Origin of the sequence: Nibrella viscosa (genome assembly GCF_039541875.1) — a bacterium.
Lineage (GTDB): Bacteria > Bacteroidota > Bacteroidia > Cytophagales > Spirosomataceae > Nibrella > Nibrella viscosa.
Genome location: NZ_BAABHB010000001.1, coordinates 152807 through 169077, shown reverse-complemented (window position 1 = coordinate 169077; position 16271 = coordinate 152807). Strand labels below are relative to the sequence as shown.

General features: G+C 53.4%; 13 protein-coding genes. 12 read left to right on the top strand and 1 reads right to left on the bottom strand.

What is annotated here, in order from left to right:
- Positions 1-42 precede the first annotated feature (42 nt).
- The 9 genes from ABD931_RS00715 to ABD931_RS00675 all read left to right on the top strand — a co-directional run bounded on the left by ABD931_RS00715 (position 43) and on the right by ABD931_RS00675 (position 12264).
- A complete protein-coding gene (locus ABD931_RS00715; RefSeq protein ID WP_345262915.1) occupies positions 43-1248 on the top strand; it encodes a 4-hydroxybenzoate 3-monooxygenase in 1206 nt (401 codons plus the stop codon).
- Positions 1245-2588, top strand: a complete 1344-nt coding sequence (locus tag ABD931_RS00710) for a 3-oxoacid CoA-transferase (protein ID WP_345262913.1) — start codon at positions 1245-1247, stop codon at positions 2586-2588. The genes ABD931_RS00715 and ABD931_RS00710 overlap by 4 nt, the downstream gene beginning before the upstream one ends.
- A gap of 30 nt (positions 2589-2618) precedes the next feature.
- The gene (gene pcaF, locus ABD931_RS00705; protein WP_345262910.1) at positions 2619-3827 is read left to right on the top strand and encodes a 3-oxoadipyl-CoA thiolase; all 1209 of its coding nucleotides are present in this window, start codon (positions 2619-2621) and stop codon (positions 3825-3827) included.
- Positions 3828-4079: 252 nt separating this feature from the next.
- Positions 4080-4991: a helix-turn-helix domain-containing protein gene (locus tag ABD931_RS00700; RefSeq protein ID WP_345262908.1), complete on the top strand. Its 912-nt coding sequence runs from the start codon at positions 4080-4082 to the stop codon at positions 4989-4991.
- Between the two features lie 205 nt (positions 4992-5196).
- On the top strand, positions 5197-7233 hold the full coding sequence (locus ABD931_RS00695; protein ID WP_345262905.1) for a glycoside hydrolase family 3 protein: 2037 nt from the start codon (positions 5197-5199) through the stop codon (positions 7231-7233).
- Positions 7234-7370: 137 nt separating this feature from the next.
- Positions 7371-8561 (top strand): MFS transporter, encoded by a 1191-nt coding sequence (locus ABD931_RS00690; RefSeq protein WP_345262903.1) that lies wholly within the window; start codon positions 7371-7373, stop codon positions 8559-8561.
- A 111-nt stretch (positions 8562-8672) separates the two neighbouring features.
- A complete protein-coding gene (locus ABD931_RS00685; protein ID WP_345262901.1) occupies positions 8673-9788 on the top strand; it encodes a type I restriction endonuclease in 1116 nt (371 codons plus the stop codon).
- Between the two features lie 305 nt (positions 9789-10093).
- On the top strand, positions 10094-10537 hold the full coding sequence (tnpA, locus tag ABD931_RS00680) for an IS200/IS605 family transposase (RefSeq protein ID WP_345262899.1): 444 nt from the start codon (positions 10094-10096) through the stop codon (positions 10535-10537).
- Between the two features lie 737 nt (positions 10538-11274).
- On the top strand, positions 11275-12264 hold the full coding sequence (locus ABD931_RS00675) for a VOC family protein (RefSeq protein ID WP_345262897.1): 990 nt from the start codon (positions 11275-11277) through the stop codon (positions 12262-12264).
- A 101-nt stretch (positions 12265-12365) separates the two neighbouring features.
- Here the strand turns inward: ABD931_RS00675 and ABD931_RS00670 are convergent, their stop codons facing one another.
- Positions 12366-12755, bottom strand: a complete 390-nt coding sequence (locus tag ABD931_RS00670; RefSeq protein WP_345262895.1) for a four helix bundle protein — start codon at positions 12753-12755, stop codon at positions 12366-12368.
- A 124-nt stretch (positions 12756-12879) separates the two neighbouring features.
- On the opposite strand from ABD931_RS00670, the gene ABD931_RS00665 reads away from it, so the two are divergent.
- The 3 genes from ABD931_RS00665 (at position 12880) to ABD931_RS00655 (ending at position 16177) form a co-directional block, all read left to right on the top strand.
- On the top strand, positions 12880-14019 hold the full coding sequence (locus tag ABD931_RS00665) for an alpha/beta hydrolase family protein (RefSeq protein ID WP_345262893.1): 1140 nt from the start codon (positions 12880-12882) through the stop codon (positions 14017-14019).
- Positions 14016-15311, top strand: coding sequence for a histidinol dehydrogenase (gene hisD, locus ABD931_RS00660; protein ID WP_345262891.1), 1296 nt, complete (start codon positions 14016-14018; stop codon positions 15309-15311). Before ABD931_RS00665 ends, hisD begins: the two co-directional genes overlap by 4 nt.
- Before the next feature lie 83 nt (positions 15312-15394).
- Positions 15395-16177: an SDR family NAD(P)-dependent oxidoreductase gene (locus tag ABD931_RS00655; RefSeq protein WP_345262889.1), complete on the top strand. Its 783-nt coding sequence runs from the start codon at positions 15395-15397 to the stop codon at positions 16175-16177.
- The last annotated feature ends 94 nt before the right edge of the window (positions 16178-16271 follow it).

The following is a 16271-nucleotide window of genomic DNA, read 5'->3' as shown; positions in this document are numbered from 1 at the left end:
CCGTACACAGTGCCGGCATAGTCATTCATCATTAAAAAGCTTATGAAGCAGATCAGAACACAGGTGGGTATTATTGGCGCAGGCCCGGCGGGTCTGACGCTGGCGCACTGGCTCAAACAGCAGGGTATCGAGTCGGTCATTATTGAGCACCGGAGCCGGGAGTACGTACAGGCCCGCGTACGCGCTGGTTTGCTGGAACAAAATACGGTCGACATTCTCAAAGACCTCGGCCTGGCCGGTCGGCTGGTGCGTGAGGGGCATACCCATCATGGCGTGTACCTGAGCTTCGACGGCGAACGTATCCGGGTTCCGTTCGACCAGCATACCGGGGGACGCCATATTACCATCTACGGGCAGCAGGAGGTTGTTAAAGACCTGACTGATGCCTGGCTATCCGCCGGAGAAACGATACTGTTTGAGGCTCCCGCACGCCAGATTGCGGCTTTTGACACCAACCAGCCCAAAATCTATTTTGAGCAGGAAGGTGAAGAAGGGGTTATAGCCTGTGACTTTGTGGCCGCCTGCGACGGATTCCACGGCATCGGGCGCAAAACCCTGCCTACCAACACCTACAACGAGTATTCCATTACCTACCCGTTCAGTTGGCTGGGTATTCTGGCCAATGTAGCGCCCTCCTCCGACGAGCTGATCTATGCCTACCACGAGCGCGGCTTTGCCCTACACAGCCTCCGCTCATCTACCGTGAGCCGGCTGTATATTCAGGTGGAAAACGATGACCATGTCGACAACTGGTCCGACGATCAGATCTGGGAGGAGCTGTCGGTACGCCTGGGTACGCCCGGCTGGGAGCTGAAAAGCGGCCCTATCTTTGAAAAAAGCATCACGCCCATGCGCAGCTACCTGATTGACAATATGCAGGCTGGCCGCCTGTTTCTGGCGGGCGATGCCGCCCATATTGTGCCCCCAACGGGCGGCAAAGGCTTAAACCTGGCCATTGCCGACGTAAAGCATCTGGTCGATGGGTTTGTCGATTATTACCGCCATAACTCATGCCGGGGGCTGGAGCAGTACACCCAAACAGCGCTCCGGCGCATCTGGCGGGCGCAGGATTTTTCCAACTTCATGACCACCCTGTTCCATAAACAAGCCGAACACGGCTCGTTCCAATACCGGCTGCAACGGGCTAAATTTGATTATATCCGGATGTCGGACGCCTACGCGGCTACCATTGCCGAGAACTACGTAGGATTGCCGTTTGACGCGTTTACTCCACTTCCAACCCCATGAAGCAAGTACCCATTATTGACGTTTATACGGCCGCAAAACTGGTAAAAGACGGTGATACGCTCCTGCAGGGCGGCTTTGGCATGACCGGCAATCCGGTTCACCTGATGCACGCCCTGGCGGAAACCGGAACCGGAAATCTGACGTTTGTCGGGAATAATACCGGCGAAACTGGTCTGGGCGGGGGCCGGCTGCTCCGCAACGGGCAGCTCAAAAAGATCATCGGCTCGTTCTTTACCTCCAATCCCGATGCGGTAAAAGCCGCCCAAACGGGGCAGGTCGACTATGAACTATTGCCGCAGGGCACCCTGGCCGAAGCGATTCGGGCGGGCGGGGCTGGTATCGGGGGCTTTTATACGCCTACGTCGGCGGGTACACCGTTGGCGCAGGGGCGGGAAACCAAAGTAATCAATGGCGTGGAGCAGGTATTTATTCCCAGCATTCGCGGCAATGTGGCGTTTATCCGGGCCTGGCGGGCCGATACGGCGGGAAATCTACAGTATCGCATGACCGAAAACAACTTCAACAAAGCGATGGCTACGGCCGCCGACCTGGTCATTGCCGAAGTGGAGGAGATTGTGCCCGTCGGTGATATTGCGCCGGAGCATGTGCATACGCCCGGCTGCTTTGTCGATTACCTGGTACAGGCCACGCTCACCCTGGAGGATTTAGGGACATCGGCCTCGGTATCGTCGTCGAAAAAAGTAGACGACCGGCGCATGAACATGGCACGCCGGGCGCTGGCCGAACTGAAAAAAGGCGATGTGGTCAACCTGGGCATCGGCATCCCGACCCTGGTGGCCGACCTGATCACCGAAGAACACGGCATTATCCTGCATACCGAAAACGGCATGCTGGGCGTAGGTCCGGTACCGGCCGATGGCGGTGGGGCGATGGATTACCCGGTCAACGCCGGTAAAATACCCGTAACGGCTCTGAAGGGCAGCAGCTACTTCGACAGCGCCGATTCCTTCGCCATGATTCGGGGCGGGCATATCGACGTTGCCATCATGGGTGGTTTGGAGGTGGATGAAGCCGCCAACCTGGCCAACTGGGCCGTGCCCGGCAAACCGCTGCTCGGCGTAGGGGGCGCTATGGACCTGGCCAAAGGAGCCAAACGGCTAATCATCACCATGACGCACACCAACCCCGACGGTTCGCCCAAGATTGTGCCGCACTGCACCCTGCCGCTGACCGCCACCGGTGTAGTCGATATGGTCATTACCGATCTGGCCGTTTTCGCCTACCCAGCGGGCAAACTCACCCTGCTGGAACTCATGCCCGGCGCCACGCTGGAGGAGGTGAGGGGAATGACTAGTGCACATTTTTGGTTGAGTAGTTGATTAGTTCATTAGTTCATTGACCAAAACCACATGAATGCATACATCATAGACGCGATCCGCACCCCCATTGGAAGTTTTGGGGGAAGTTTGTCGCCCGTGCGGGCCGATGATCTGGCGGCTTTACCGATAAAAGAATTACTCAACCGCAACCCGAATATACCGCCCGATGCCATCGATGATGTGATCCTGGGCTGCCACAATCAGGCTGGGGAAGACAACCGCAACGTAGCCCGTATGGCGCTGCTGCTGGCCGGATTGCCGTATACTGTGCCCGGCGAAACCGTAAACCGGCTGTGCTCGTCGGGCTTGTCGGCAATTATTCACGCCAACCGGGCCATTAAGGCCGGTGACGGTGATGTGTTTATCGCCGGAGGTATGGAGCACATGACACGGGGCCCCTGGGTGATTTCCAAGACCTCGAAACCCTTCGGCAACGACGCGCAGATGTTCGACTCCAGCTTTGGCTGGCGGTTTGTCAACCCCAGGCTGCACGACATGTACGGCACCGATGCGATGGGCGTTACGGCCGAAAACCTGGCGGAGCTATACACCATCAGCCGCGAGGATCAGGACCGGTTTGCGTATAATTCGCAGCAAAAAGCCGCTCAGGCTCAGCAGTCGGGCCGGTTGGCGGAGGAGATCATGGGCGTAGAAATTCCGGCCAGGAAAGGACCTGCCACCCTGTTCGATACGGATGAATTTGTAAAGCCCCAAACGACGCCGGAGGTATTGGCCAAACTAAAGCCGTCTTTCAAAAAAGAAGGCGGAACGGTGACGGCCGGTAATTCGTCGGGGCTCAACGACGGAGCAGCCGCCATGTTCATTGCCTCCGACGACGCCGTGAAGCGGTACAACCTTATGCCAAAGGCCCGCATTATAGCCTCGGCTGTAGTTGGTGTCGAGCCGCGCATTATGGGCATCGGCCCCGTACCGGCCACCCGCAACGTGCTGCAAAAAGCCGGACTAACACTGGACGATATGGACGTGATTGAACTGAACGAAGCCTTTGCAGCCCAATCGCTGGCGTGCATCCGTGAGTTAGGACTAGCTGATAACGATCCCCGTATCAACCCCAATGGCGGAGCTATCGCCCTGGGGCATCCGCTGGGTATGTCGGGAACGCGGCTGGTGCAAACCGCCACGCTGGAATTACAGCGACAGAATAAGCGCTACGCCCTGGCTACGCTTTGCGTTGGGGTAGGCATGGGCTATGCCGTCATTCTTGAGCGGATACCCTAGCAGACGCAGGTGACAGGAATCTCCCGTTTTTGTGCAGAAAATCAGCCGTTGGCCTTGATTTTTTAAATTATTCTGTTGTATTTTTACCGGAAACAAAAAAGCCTGGCCTCATTTCGGACCTGGCTTTAACGTTCCACTTATAAACTATTGATAAGACGATGTTGCCGGCAAAAAGTAACATTGTTTTTTATACCGAAGCCCGAATGTAGCATTCGGGCTTCGGTATGTATAGCCGGTATGTATGGGTAACCCATGAAACAGGATGTACAGAAAATAGCGCCTTTATCGCCCCGCGAACTGAACATTCACCATTTTGGGCTGGAGTGGACAATGCCGATGGCGGAATTTCACCACCTGTTTCATATCAACCGGATTGAGGACGTTATCACGAAAATTAAATTCCCCCTGCTGCCGCACCGCAAAACGGTGTTCGATTTCCTGTTTCTGACCGAAGGTCGCTCCACCCGCAGCAAAGGCCTGCACCGGTACGAATTCTCCCGGAATACGTTCTTCTTCCTGCCCGCTTTCCAGATCTCCACGCACGAATACCTCAGCCCGGATGCCAAAGGGTTCTTCTGCCACTTCGACGCCGAGATTTTCAACAGGCTGATTCCGCATACTCCATTCCAGGAAGAATTCAGTTTCTGGCAGTTTTCCGGCGACCCGCTCGTTCACATTAATGACCCGCTGATACAGCCGGTGCTGAATATCCTGAACCGGCTGCTGACCGAATACGAGTCGAATCAATCGCTGAACACCATCCTGATTACAGCTTATCTGCTCACGTTATTTACCGAACTGAGTATTGTCCGGAAAGGCACCGGACCGCCCCCCCAGAACGCGGCCGTACGCGTTACCGAAAAATACAAGAATCTCCTCTCCCAGCATATCTACCAGACCCACAAAGTTACCGAGTACGCGTCGATGCTCGCCGTCACGCCCGACCACCTGAACAAATGCGTGAAAGCCACCATCGGCAAAACGTCGCAGGAGTTGCTGTCCGACATGATTATTCTGGAAGCCAAGGTGTTACTGAAGCAAACACCCCTCTCTATCAGCGAAATTGCCTTTAAATTCTCCGAAACCAATCCTAGCGATTTTACACGTTTTTTTAAAGCCAAAACGGGCCTTACACCCAGGGAATTCCGGCAACGGGTAGAATGATTTTCCCGTAAATTAAGTAGTTAAATCTCTGGTACGCTCTTTCTTAATGGAAGACTGCGCGAAGTGATATATCGGATTCTGCATAGTTTTTGCCGCATTCTGCTAATTCTTCCCAGATCTCGATGAATAGATTTGCCAAAGAACATCTTTGGCAAATCTATTCATCGAGATCTGCACAAAAAATAAATTCTTAACGCCTGACCCAATGAAAAACATTGTCGCCGTAATTGCTTCCCTGTGTGTAGTAGCCCCTATCGCCTTCGCCCAGAAAGCCGCTCAGCCGGTATTGGGGAAACGGAGTGCTGAGGTCATTACGGATAAATCACTCCAGTTTAAAGACCTCAACAAAAACAAAAAACTCGACAAGTACGAAGACTGGCGCCTGCCCGTTGAGGTTCGGGTAAACGACCTGCTGTCGCAGATGACACTGGAGGAAAAAGTCGGGTTTATGCTGATCAGTACCACCCGCATGGCGGGCGATAATGCATTTGGACCCAATGCGGGCGGAGCCAGAGCCGAACGCGGCCCGGCCCAGATTACGAGCGCGTTTAACGAGGAGGATATGGTGACGACGAACAATATCTTTACCCGCAAGCCGCTGCCGGTGCCCATGATGTCGGCCGCCGGCACGACCAAAGGCGTTACCCAGGCTCACCTGCGCCACTTCATCCTCCGCGCTAATACCGCACCGCGTACCATTGCCGAATGGGCCAATAACCTCCAGGCTCTTTGCGAAACATCGCGGCTGGGGATTCCGGCCATTGTCGCGTCTAACCCCCGCAACCACGTCACCATTGATGCCGCTACGGGTTTGAGCGTGGGCACCACGGCGTTTTCCAAATGGCCGGGAGAACTGGGTTTGTCGGCCATGCACGACCTGAAGCTCACCCGCGAGTTTGCCGATATTGCCCGGCAGGAGTGGTCGGCGGTGGGTCTTCGCAAAGGCTATATGTACATGGCCGACCTGGCGACCGAACCCCGCTGGCAACGCATAGAAGGTACCTTCGGCGAAGATGCCGACTGGGCCGCCAGTATGATTCGCGAAGTGGTGCTGGGGTTTCAGGGCCCGAAGCTGGGTAACGGCTCCGTCGCCATGACTACCAAGCACTTCCCCGGTGGCGGGCCGCAGGAAGGCGGGCAGGACTCCCATTTTGACTGGGGCAAGTTCGCGCACTATCCGGGTGGTATGTTTGAGTACCACCTCAAGCCGTTCAAGGCGGCCATTGAGGCCGGAACGTCGGCCATTATGCCGTATTACTCCAGCCCCAAAGGCAAGGCGTTCGAAGAAGTTGGCTTCTCGTACAACAAAGCCATCATTCAGGACCTATTGCGAAAAAAACTGGGCTTCAACGGCATCGTCAATTCCGATACCGGCCCCATCGAAATGATGCCCTGGGGTGTCGAAAACCTGTCGCTGCACCAGCGTTACCAGAAAGCCCTGGAAGCGGGTGTCGATATCTTCTCCGGAACGGCCGACCCAACCATCCTGCTGGAAACCGTGAAGAAAGGTCTGGTATCCGAAGCCCGCATCAACGAATCAGTGGCCCGATTGCTGAAGGAAAAATTTGAATTGGGCCTGTTCGAGAATCCGTACGTAGATGAAGAGAAAGCGTCAACGCTGGTCGGTAACGCAGCGTTTCAGAAAAAGGCGGATCTGGCCCACCGCAAATCCATTGTACTCCTGAAGAATGACGCCAAACTGCTGCCCCTGGCTCCCAAAACAAAGGTGTATTTTGAAACCTATTACGACAACGGTCGGAACAACAACCCCATCAGCGTGCTGAAGCCGGCCAATAATCCCGCGTTTGAGTTTGTATCGACCAAAGAAGAAGCTGATGTCGTGCTGGTATGGCTCGTTCCCAACGGGGGCGGCTTGTTCAGTTCGGCCGGAAAATCCATTGAACTGAGCCTGTCGAAGAACCGGGTCGACATCGGGCACATCAATGACCTCATCAAAAGCAAACCATCCATTATCGCTATCAACTTCTCGAACCCCTGGGTGCTGGATGAACTGGACAGCGCTGCGGCCAAAACCCTGGTGGCCACATTTGGGACTACGCCGGAAGCCCTGCTGGACATTGTGAGCGGAGCGTATAAACCGACCGGCAAGCTGCCGTTTACGATACCGGTTTCCCAAAAGGCCGTTGATGAAAACAAATCGGATGTGCCGGGTTATCTGGAGCCGAACGGTTATGCCCTCTACAAGGTCGGGCACGGCCTCAGCTACCAGACCGGCCAATAACACGGTTGAAACGATCACCGTACTGAGTTCGACACGGTATGGCGGTCAATGGGGCGCAGATGCCCGGGAACCGGTCTGTTTATTCGCAATGATGCCGGCCAGATGGTCTGCTTGTAAATTTTTGGCTTATTTGCGCTATGGAAGCCATACTACCAGCAGGAGACGTGTCAAAGGCCAACCTGGCAACCCGGTTGATTTTTCTGGTTTGTGGCCTGGGTATGTCGAGCTGGGCACCGATGATTCCCCTGGCGAAAGACCGCTTAGCGCTGAACGACGCCAACCTGGGCCTGTTACTACTACTGCTGGGTGCCGGAGCCATGCTGATGATGCCGACCTCGGGTTGGCTGGTGAGCCGTTTCGGTAGCCGCATTGTCATGGCGGGTGCGGGGTTGGTCATGGCGCTTGCGCTGCCGCTCCTGCTGATTCTTCCTTCCGTGGCGGCTATGGCCGTAACCCTGTTTATCTTTGGTGCCGGCATAGGCACGATCGACGTAGCCATGAATGCGCATGGCGTACAGGTGCAGAACCTGTCCGGAAAACCCATCATGTCGTCGTTACATGGCCTCTTTAGCGTGGGGGGGCTGTTCGGTTCGCTGGGCCTGGGCTTTCTGATTAAGCTGGGCCTGAACCCGGTCTTTGCCATTGTCAGTATTGCCGGGCTGATGATTGTCATTACCCTGACCCAATTCAACAACTTATTTCCAGTAGCGATAGAACGCCGGGCGATTGCCCGATTCTCGGCTCCCGATACGCAGTCGGCAACGGATAAGCAGCGCTTCGGCTGGCTGAGCGGCCCGGTCTTGTTCTTAGGCGCGATGTGTTTTGCCATTTTCCTGGCCGAAGGGGCCATTCTCGACTGGAGTGCTATCTTTCTGCGGGACATCAAAGCCATTACGCCGGAATTTGCGGGGGCGGGTTATGCCGCCTTTTCCGTTGCCATGGCTTTAATGCGATTGACCGGCGACAAACTGGTGGCTCGTCTGAACGGCAAAACGGTGGTGGTGGCCGGCAGCCTGCTGGGGGCCGTTGGCCTGCTCATCGCCATCCTGAGTCCCTGGGTATGGGGCGCTATGGCCGGCTTTGTGCTGCTGGGGTTAGGGGCCGCCAATATCGTACCCATATTTTTCAGTGAAGCGGGCCGGCTTCCCGGCATTGCGCCGACGGTGAGTATCCCGGCCATTACAACCATTGGGTACACGGGTCTACTGGCCGGCCCGGCCTTACTGGGTTTTATCGCCCAGCATTTCTCCCTGCCTACCGCTTTCGGCTTCTTAACCGTGTTGTTGCTGCTGGTCGCCCTGAGTTATGGTGTGAAGGGGAAAGCCTGATAACTGTATTTGCTTTAGAAACAAGCAGCTGTTTTTAGGACAAAACAGGCAATCGATTTAACTATTATTATCTTTGATTTTCCGACTGTTCATTGGCTCTAAACCAACAATATGCAGGCCGATCTACAAAGCTACATCGAAACAAAAAAAATAACGGGTTCGCTACCGCAGCAAAGCGAAGAGGCCACCAAACAAGGATTTATTCTGCCAGTGTTTCAAAAGCTGGGCTGGAATCCATTCGACGTACAGGAAGTATATCCAGAATTCAGCGTTCAGAACGGCCGAGTCGACTATTCGCTGCGTGTTGATAACCGTAACAAGGTCTTTGTTGAAGTCAAAAAACTCGGAGAAGACTTAGATAAACATCAGGAGCAATTACTCCAGTATGCCTTCAAGCATGGGGTAAAGCTGGCGATTCTCACAAATGGCACCATTTGGTGGTTTTACCTGCCGTTGCACGAGGGGAGTTGGGAGCAACGGCGTTTCTACACGATTGACATGCAAAGTCAGGCATCGGCTGATATTGCCGAAAAACTGGTGTCTTTCCTGGCCAAAACAGCCGTGGTTAGTGGTCAGGCCATATCGAATGCAGAGAGCGTTTATTCCAGTCGGCAGCGAAAGGAAGTAATTGAGCAAACCCTGCCCAGAGCGTGGCGCAAACTTTTGGCTGAAGGCGATGAACAATTAACCGAAGTAGTAGCTGAAGTCGTTGAAAAACTAAGCGGCTACAAACCGGAAGCACCGGTAGTCATTCAGTTTTTAAAAGATATTTCCGGTAACGCTTCGTTACCGTTGATTCCTTCTTCAGCAAAACCGGTCAAGGCCCCAAAAGCCACACTAAAAGTTGTCGACGCTGCGCCAGCCTCGCCAACAGCGGAGACTAAATTTTTGTCTTTCGAGTACAGCAAGCCAACTGCCTTTCGATTTGATCGTGATGAATACACTGTATCAAATTGGGCAAATTTATTAAAAACTTTTGTTCAGCTCATCGCCCAGAAGCACCCCGACAACCTGGAAATTCTTACGACACTGGTGGGCAAAAAACGGCCCTATTTCACTACCGACGAAAGTCTACTAAGAAAGGCCGTGCAAATCCCTGGCACAGCTCTCTACTACGAAACGAATCTGAGTGCCAACAACATCGTTCAGTTAGTTTACCAGATTATCAACGTATTGGATTACCCGAAAGAAACTCTGCAGATCGATACATCTACGGGGACGATTTGACGTATTGCTCCCGCAGAAGAGGGCATCAATTACCTTATCGATGAGAATAAACGTTGAACGGTCCGGTTCAACGCTACGATAAAGCATTAGCCTTTGGACGGGGAGTGGTAAAACAAAAAAATGCGCAAAAAATACGGCCTGACAGCCGAAGGGATTGCTTTTATTGACTCAATGATTTAGCCCATGGAGTAGCCGTCAGCTAAAGCAGACGGCAATGGATGTAAAGTCCCGCGGGGACTATTTTCAGCCCGAAAGGTCTTCCCCAGTTGCCGTCTGCTTTAGCTGACGGATTAGAAGATAAGCCTATGTCGTATGTCAGAATCCTGGTTCATGCGGTTTTCTCCACAAAAAATCGGGAACCGATGCTTTCTATCGGGCACAAAAACAAACTCTGCGAACACATCTTGGAAGAAACCCGCAAAAAATCAATTCGTCTACTCGAAATAAACGGCTACGTCGACCATCTGCACTGCCTCATCAGTCTTGGGCCCACCCAATGCATTGCCGACATTATGCAATCGATCAAAGGCGAGTCGGCTCACTGGTTCAACAACAGGAGCGGCCTGGAGCGACACCAAAAACTGGCCTGGCAGGATGATTACTTTGCCGTATCGGTCAGCGAGTCTCACGCGGAGCAGGTGCGGTCTTACATTCAGCGACAGGAGCAGCACCACCAGCACACCACCTACTACGAGGAGGCAGAGCGGCTGGCCGAGAAATATGGCTTTACTCCGGATTCGGTTGGCTGAAGAATTTCATAGCTCCGTTGGCTAATGCGGCAATATGTGGGAAGTCCCTCTGGGACTTTTTGTCGGTCGCTGGTGGCTTTAGCCAACGGAACCCTCTGACAACAGTTTAAATTATAAACATAGCCTACCATGTTTACTAAAAGTCAGGACGTAGTCCTTTACGACACAGTATTAAGCGCCGACGATTAGCAGCAGAGTTTTATCAACGAAGATTGAACTACGTCCGAAGAACCAGAAGTGAAAGCTGTATTTGATAAAAAAGGGATACTTTAAAGATTCCCTGACTCTCGTACCTGATTATGTTCCCACTAGGGATAATAGGTATTTCACATCAACCGCATTGAAGATTTCCGCCCGACCATTCAGGGCGAACAGGCCCCTCACCGCAGGACCGTCACGGACTTTCTGTTTCCCACGCAGGCAATGTCTTCAGGCCAGGCGTATCAACAGGTATGCTCTGGAAGCTAAATGGCCTACGCACCTGTGTCCGGCTATTTGAAAGCCTGAAGCTGCCCGAATGGACCACTTAACCCTGTACAAATAGCACAAATCCAATAGCTTATAAACAAAACTTATCTTAAGTGCCGCGATAGGGCATCGCGATCTGGCTGCGTTTTTTGTTTCCTTCTCCCGCAAAATTGCCGGATTTTGCATAGTTCCTGCCGCCTTTCGCCTGAAATAAGGCCTAAAGTCGCATTAGTTTTGCACTATAAAATAGTCAAATAATTGTACGTCACATGGCAAAGAACCCTCATTACTTTTCGCATTTAGCGCACGTAGAGGTGTTAACCTCCAACCTCGATAAATCCGTTGAGTTCTTCAGAGATGTGGTTGGTATGGATGAAACCGGCCGGGAAAACGATTCGGTATACCTCCGGGCCTGGGGCGACTACTACCATCATACCCTGAAATTAACCCAAAGCGAAAGATCGGGTTTAGGGCATATCGGCTGGCGGGCCGACAGTCCGGAAGCGATGGACGAGTGCGTTGCTTACCTGGAAAGCATGGGCGCCGGCAGAGGCTGGGTCGAGGGTGACCTGGGCCACGGCAAAGCGTATCGCTTCCAGTCACCCGACGGCCATATGCATGAGGTGTTCTGGGACGTGGTCTGGCTGCGCGAAGAAGGCGAACGGGGCAGCGTATACGCCGACCGCTACGCCAGTAATCGCCTGAAAGGAGCCAACCCCCGGCGCATCGACCACGTGACCTATATGGTCGCCAAAGGCAAGTATGCTGCCGAGAAGGCGTTCTGGAAAGAACTGGGGCTGAAGAACCCGGACGAAATCCGGATGACCGACGACATGCCCCCTATCGGTGGCCTGTGGACAATCGGTAATCTGTCGCACGACATCGCCGTCTTCACAGACCCAAACATCGGCGAAAACGAGGCCGTGCTGAACCATATCTGCTGGAACGTCGATAGCCGGGAAGAGGTATTGCTGGCCCTGGATTACTTCATCGAGAAAGGCTACAAGAGCGTCATGGGAGCGCCTACGCGCCACAAGGCCGACGAGGGCTTCTTTATCTATATCATGGACCCTGGTAGCGGAATACTGTTTGAGTATTATGCCTGCGCCCGGCTCGTTTTTGGTCCCGACCACCTGGATGTCCACTATCTGAAAGACAACCCGAACGATGCCTGGGGCAGTGCCAACCCCTTCGCCGAAATGGGCAAAGGCAAGAAATTGGGACTGACGGATGGAGTGGTTAAGCCGGTGGATGTTTAGTTGATTGGTTCATTGGTTAATTGGTTTGTTGGTTCGCTGGGAGTAGTCACCAATGAACCATTGAACTAATCAACTAATTAACCAATCAACTACTCAACCATTCAACCACCCTCCTCCCGGGGTTTTTGCTGCTTTTTCAGAAAGGTGATGTAGCCGTTTAACAGGCGGCCGCAGAGGTCAACCTTAGCTTTGTAGTCGAGGAGTTGCTCGTTCGAGATGTATTTTTCGTCGAAAGCAGTAATGAGGTGTTCAAGGGTTTCGGAAAGCGAGGCACGGGAAGTTCGGCAAAACTGGATATTCTCCTTGTAGTAATGCCGACCGTGGCCTTCGGCAATGTTTGCAGTAATGCTTCTCGAACTCCTTATAATCTGGTCGGATAGTCTGAATTTTTCGTCCGGTGGAAAACACGATTTGACCAGAGCAGACACGCCCATTCGAAATTGCCGACATTCTTTATAAACCTCCAGTTCCGTAAAGTTTTGATAACCCATTGTTGAATAGTTGATTGGTTAATTGGTTCATTAGTTCACTGGTTTTTAGACGCGAAAAAGCCTAACCGGTATCAACCCAATTAACTATTGAACCAATTAACTAATCAACCAATTAACCAACCCCATGTGGCATTATTTCCCAGGGCAGTATATGCCCTCGTATCAGATAAACAGAGCCTTAACGCAGGCACACTACGGTGGTGGTGAATTTGCAGAAATCCTGGAGGTGGCGAGTGAAATCGACCCGCTCGACCGCGAAAGTTTTAATAAAGCCTGGGCTAAAATGGGCGACAACGTCTACGACTTAGCCGATAGCTATGCCGCAGCGGGTAAACGGGTTTCGGCCCGTCGGACGTATCTGCGGGCGTTCAACTACCTGCGCACGGCCGAGTTTTTTATGACGCTGCACGACGACCGGAAGATTCCATATTACCTTAAATGCCGGGATGCTTTCCTGAAAGCGATTGATTTGTTCGACGAACGGCCGGTAACGATGGATATTCCGTTTGAGGCCGGGCCGGCGTCTATGTCGTCCCTGCCGGCCTATCTGTTCAAGCCGGTCGGAGTAAGAAACCGGACCGCCGGACCGCCCCCCGTTATGGTCATGTTTGGCGGTCTGGATAGTCTGGCGGAGGAATTATACTTCGGCATTGCCCAACACCTCAACGAACGCGGCATCGCCATGATGGCCGTGGATGGACCGGGACAGGGTGCCGCTCTCCGGCTAAACCACATTCATACCCGCTACGACTATAACGTGCCGGGTAGTGCCGTTTTAGACTATATCATCGAGAACCTGGGCGATCATGTCGATACCTCCCGCGTTGGCATCGGAGCCGTTTCCATGGGTGGATATATGGCCGCGCGTTGTGCCGCTTTTGAACCTCGGTTTAAAGTCTGTATGATTTTTGGCGCGGTGTGGTCGTATTACGACATCTGGAAAAATCGCCCCGACAATCACCCCCTGGCCGAAATTGTGCAACATATTGTAGGGGCCGACAATATGGCGGATGCCCGGGAGCGATTAAAAAACTTTACACTCGACGGGGTAGCCGAAAAAATAACCTGCCCAACCTATATCTTACACGGGGAAGACGACCGCCAGAACTTTGTAGAAAATGCCTATAAGATAAACGCGGCCCTCACCTGCGAACACGTGCTGGAAATTGTGCCGAAAGAGTCAAGTGGCTCAGCCCATTGCTCCGTCGATGATTTCACCAAAACGTTTAACATGTACGACTGGGTAGCGGAGAAGTTGATATGATAAAGCAAATCAAGAAAGGCATTACCTACGCCGAGAGCAAGGAAGCCGACGCTAACGTCAGGGCGTTGGTCGAGGAGATGCTGGAGCAGGTAGCAGCCCGGGGCGACGAAGCTGTCCGGGAATATTCGGCCAAACTGGATAACTGGTCGCCGGAGCGTTTCCTGCTGTCGGAGAGCCAGATTCAGGATATTGTGGCCTCCCTGCCGGAGCAGGTTATTGACGACATTCGGTTTGCGCAGACTCAGATTCGCAACTTTGCCCGGATTCAGCGCGACGCCATTCGCGATGTGGAGGTGGAAACCCTGCCGGGCGTTATCCTTGGCCATAAGAACATTCCGGTTAATTCGGTAGGCTGTTATGTGCCGGGGGGGCGCTACCCTATGGTGGCTTCGGCGCACATGAGTGTATTAACCGCCCGGGTAGCCGGTGTAAAACGGGTGATTGCCTGCACCCCGCCCATCAAAGGCGAGATTCCGGCGGCTACCGTGGCCGCCATGCACATGGCGGGTGCCGATGAGATTTACCTGCTTGGAGGTGTGCAGGCCATTGCCATGATGGCGCTGGGAACCGAAACCGTGGCACCCATAGACATGCTCGTAGGGCCCGGTAACGCGTACGTAGCCGAAGCCAAACGCCAGTTGTTCGGCAAAGTGGGTATCGACCTGTTTGCCGGTCCAACCGAAACCCTGGTCATTGCCGACGATACCACGGACGTAGAAACCTGCGCTACCGACCTGCTCGGCCAGGCCGAACACGGACCTACCTCACCGGCCATTCTGCTCACCACCAGCCGGACCATTGCGGAGGGTATCGAAGCCGAAATCCAGCGTCAACTGGCCGTACTGCCAACGGCCGATATAGCCGGTGTTTCCTGGCGGGATTATGGCCAGGTGATTCTGTGCGATACCGTGGATGAACTGGTGGCCGAAGCCGACCGCATCGCCAGCGAACATGTGCAGGTAATGACCGAAAACCCACGCTACTTCCTGGAGCAGATGACCAATTACGGCGGCTTGTTCCTGGGCGACAAAACCAACGTGGCCTATGGCGATAAGGTTATCGGCACTAACCATACCTTGCCAACTAAAGAAGCTGCCCGGTACACCGGAGGTTTGTGGGTGGGTAAATTCCTGAAGACCTGTACCTACCAGGAAATCCGCACACCCGAAGCCAGTGCGATGATTGGTGAGTATTGCTCCCGGCTGTGCGCCATCGAGAACTTCTGGGGACACAAGGAGCAAGCCGACCTGCGCGTAAGAAAACATAAGGGATTTGGGATTGGGGATTTTTAATTTCGGATTTAAAAAAAAGCCCTAATCGCAACGACGAACCGTCATAAATCCAAAATCATAAATCCCAAATCCCCTGTCATTGTATGGACGCCCAACATCCGAAATCCGAAATCATAAATCCCAAAGCTGCCCTTGTGACGGGTGGCGCGGGGGAGATTGGCTCAGCTATCTGTAAGAAGTTTGCCGAAAATGGTTATTCGGTGATTGCCACTTACAATTCAAACCAGGCTAAAGCCGAAACGCTGCTGGCGGAGTTAGGGAGTAGCAAACACCGCATTATTCAGGCACCCTCTACCGATGCAGCCGCGGTGAATCGCTTAACGCAGTTGGTAACAGAAACGTACGGTCGGCTGGATGTGCTGGTGAACAATGCCGGTATCACTACGCCCGTACCGCACGGTGATCTGGACGGTCTGACCGACGAGTGGATTGACAAAATCATGCAGACCAACTTCCGGGGGAGTTTTGCCATGATGCGGGCTACCCGCTCCCTGCTGGAAAAAGCGGCCGAACTAACAAACACGCCTTCGCTCGTGGTCAACATCTCATCCATTGCGGCTATTTACGGCATCGGCAGCAACGTGGCCTATTGTGCCTCCAAAGCCGCCCTGGATTCGATGACCCGTTCGCTGGCGAGGGCGCTGGCCCCGGCCATCCGGGTGGTCTCGGTATCGCCCGGTTTTGTGGAAGGTGAGTACACCAAAAACTTTGATCCCACTTACCTGAAAAGTCAACGGGACAATACCCCCCTCGGCCGGTTTGCTACCGGCGAAGATGTCGCCAACGCCGTCTTTGCCCTGGCCTCTTCGCTGACCTTCTCAACGGGAAATATCATCACCGTTGATGGCGGGCGATTGCTTGGTTGAGTAGTTAATTGGTTCAATAGTTGATTGGTTAATCGCTGGCCGCCAAACTAATTAACCAGTTAACCAATGAACCACTCAACCAATGAACTAATGA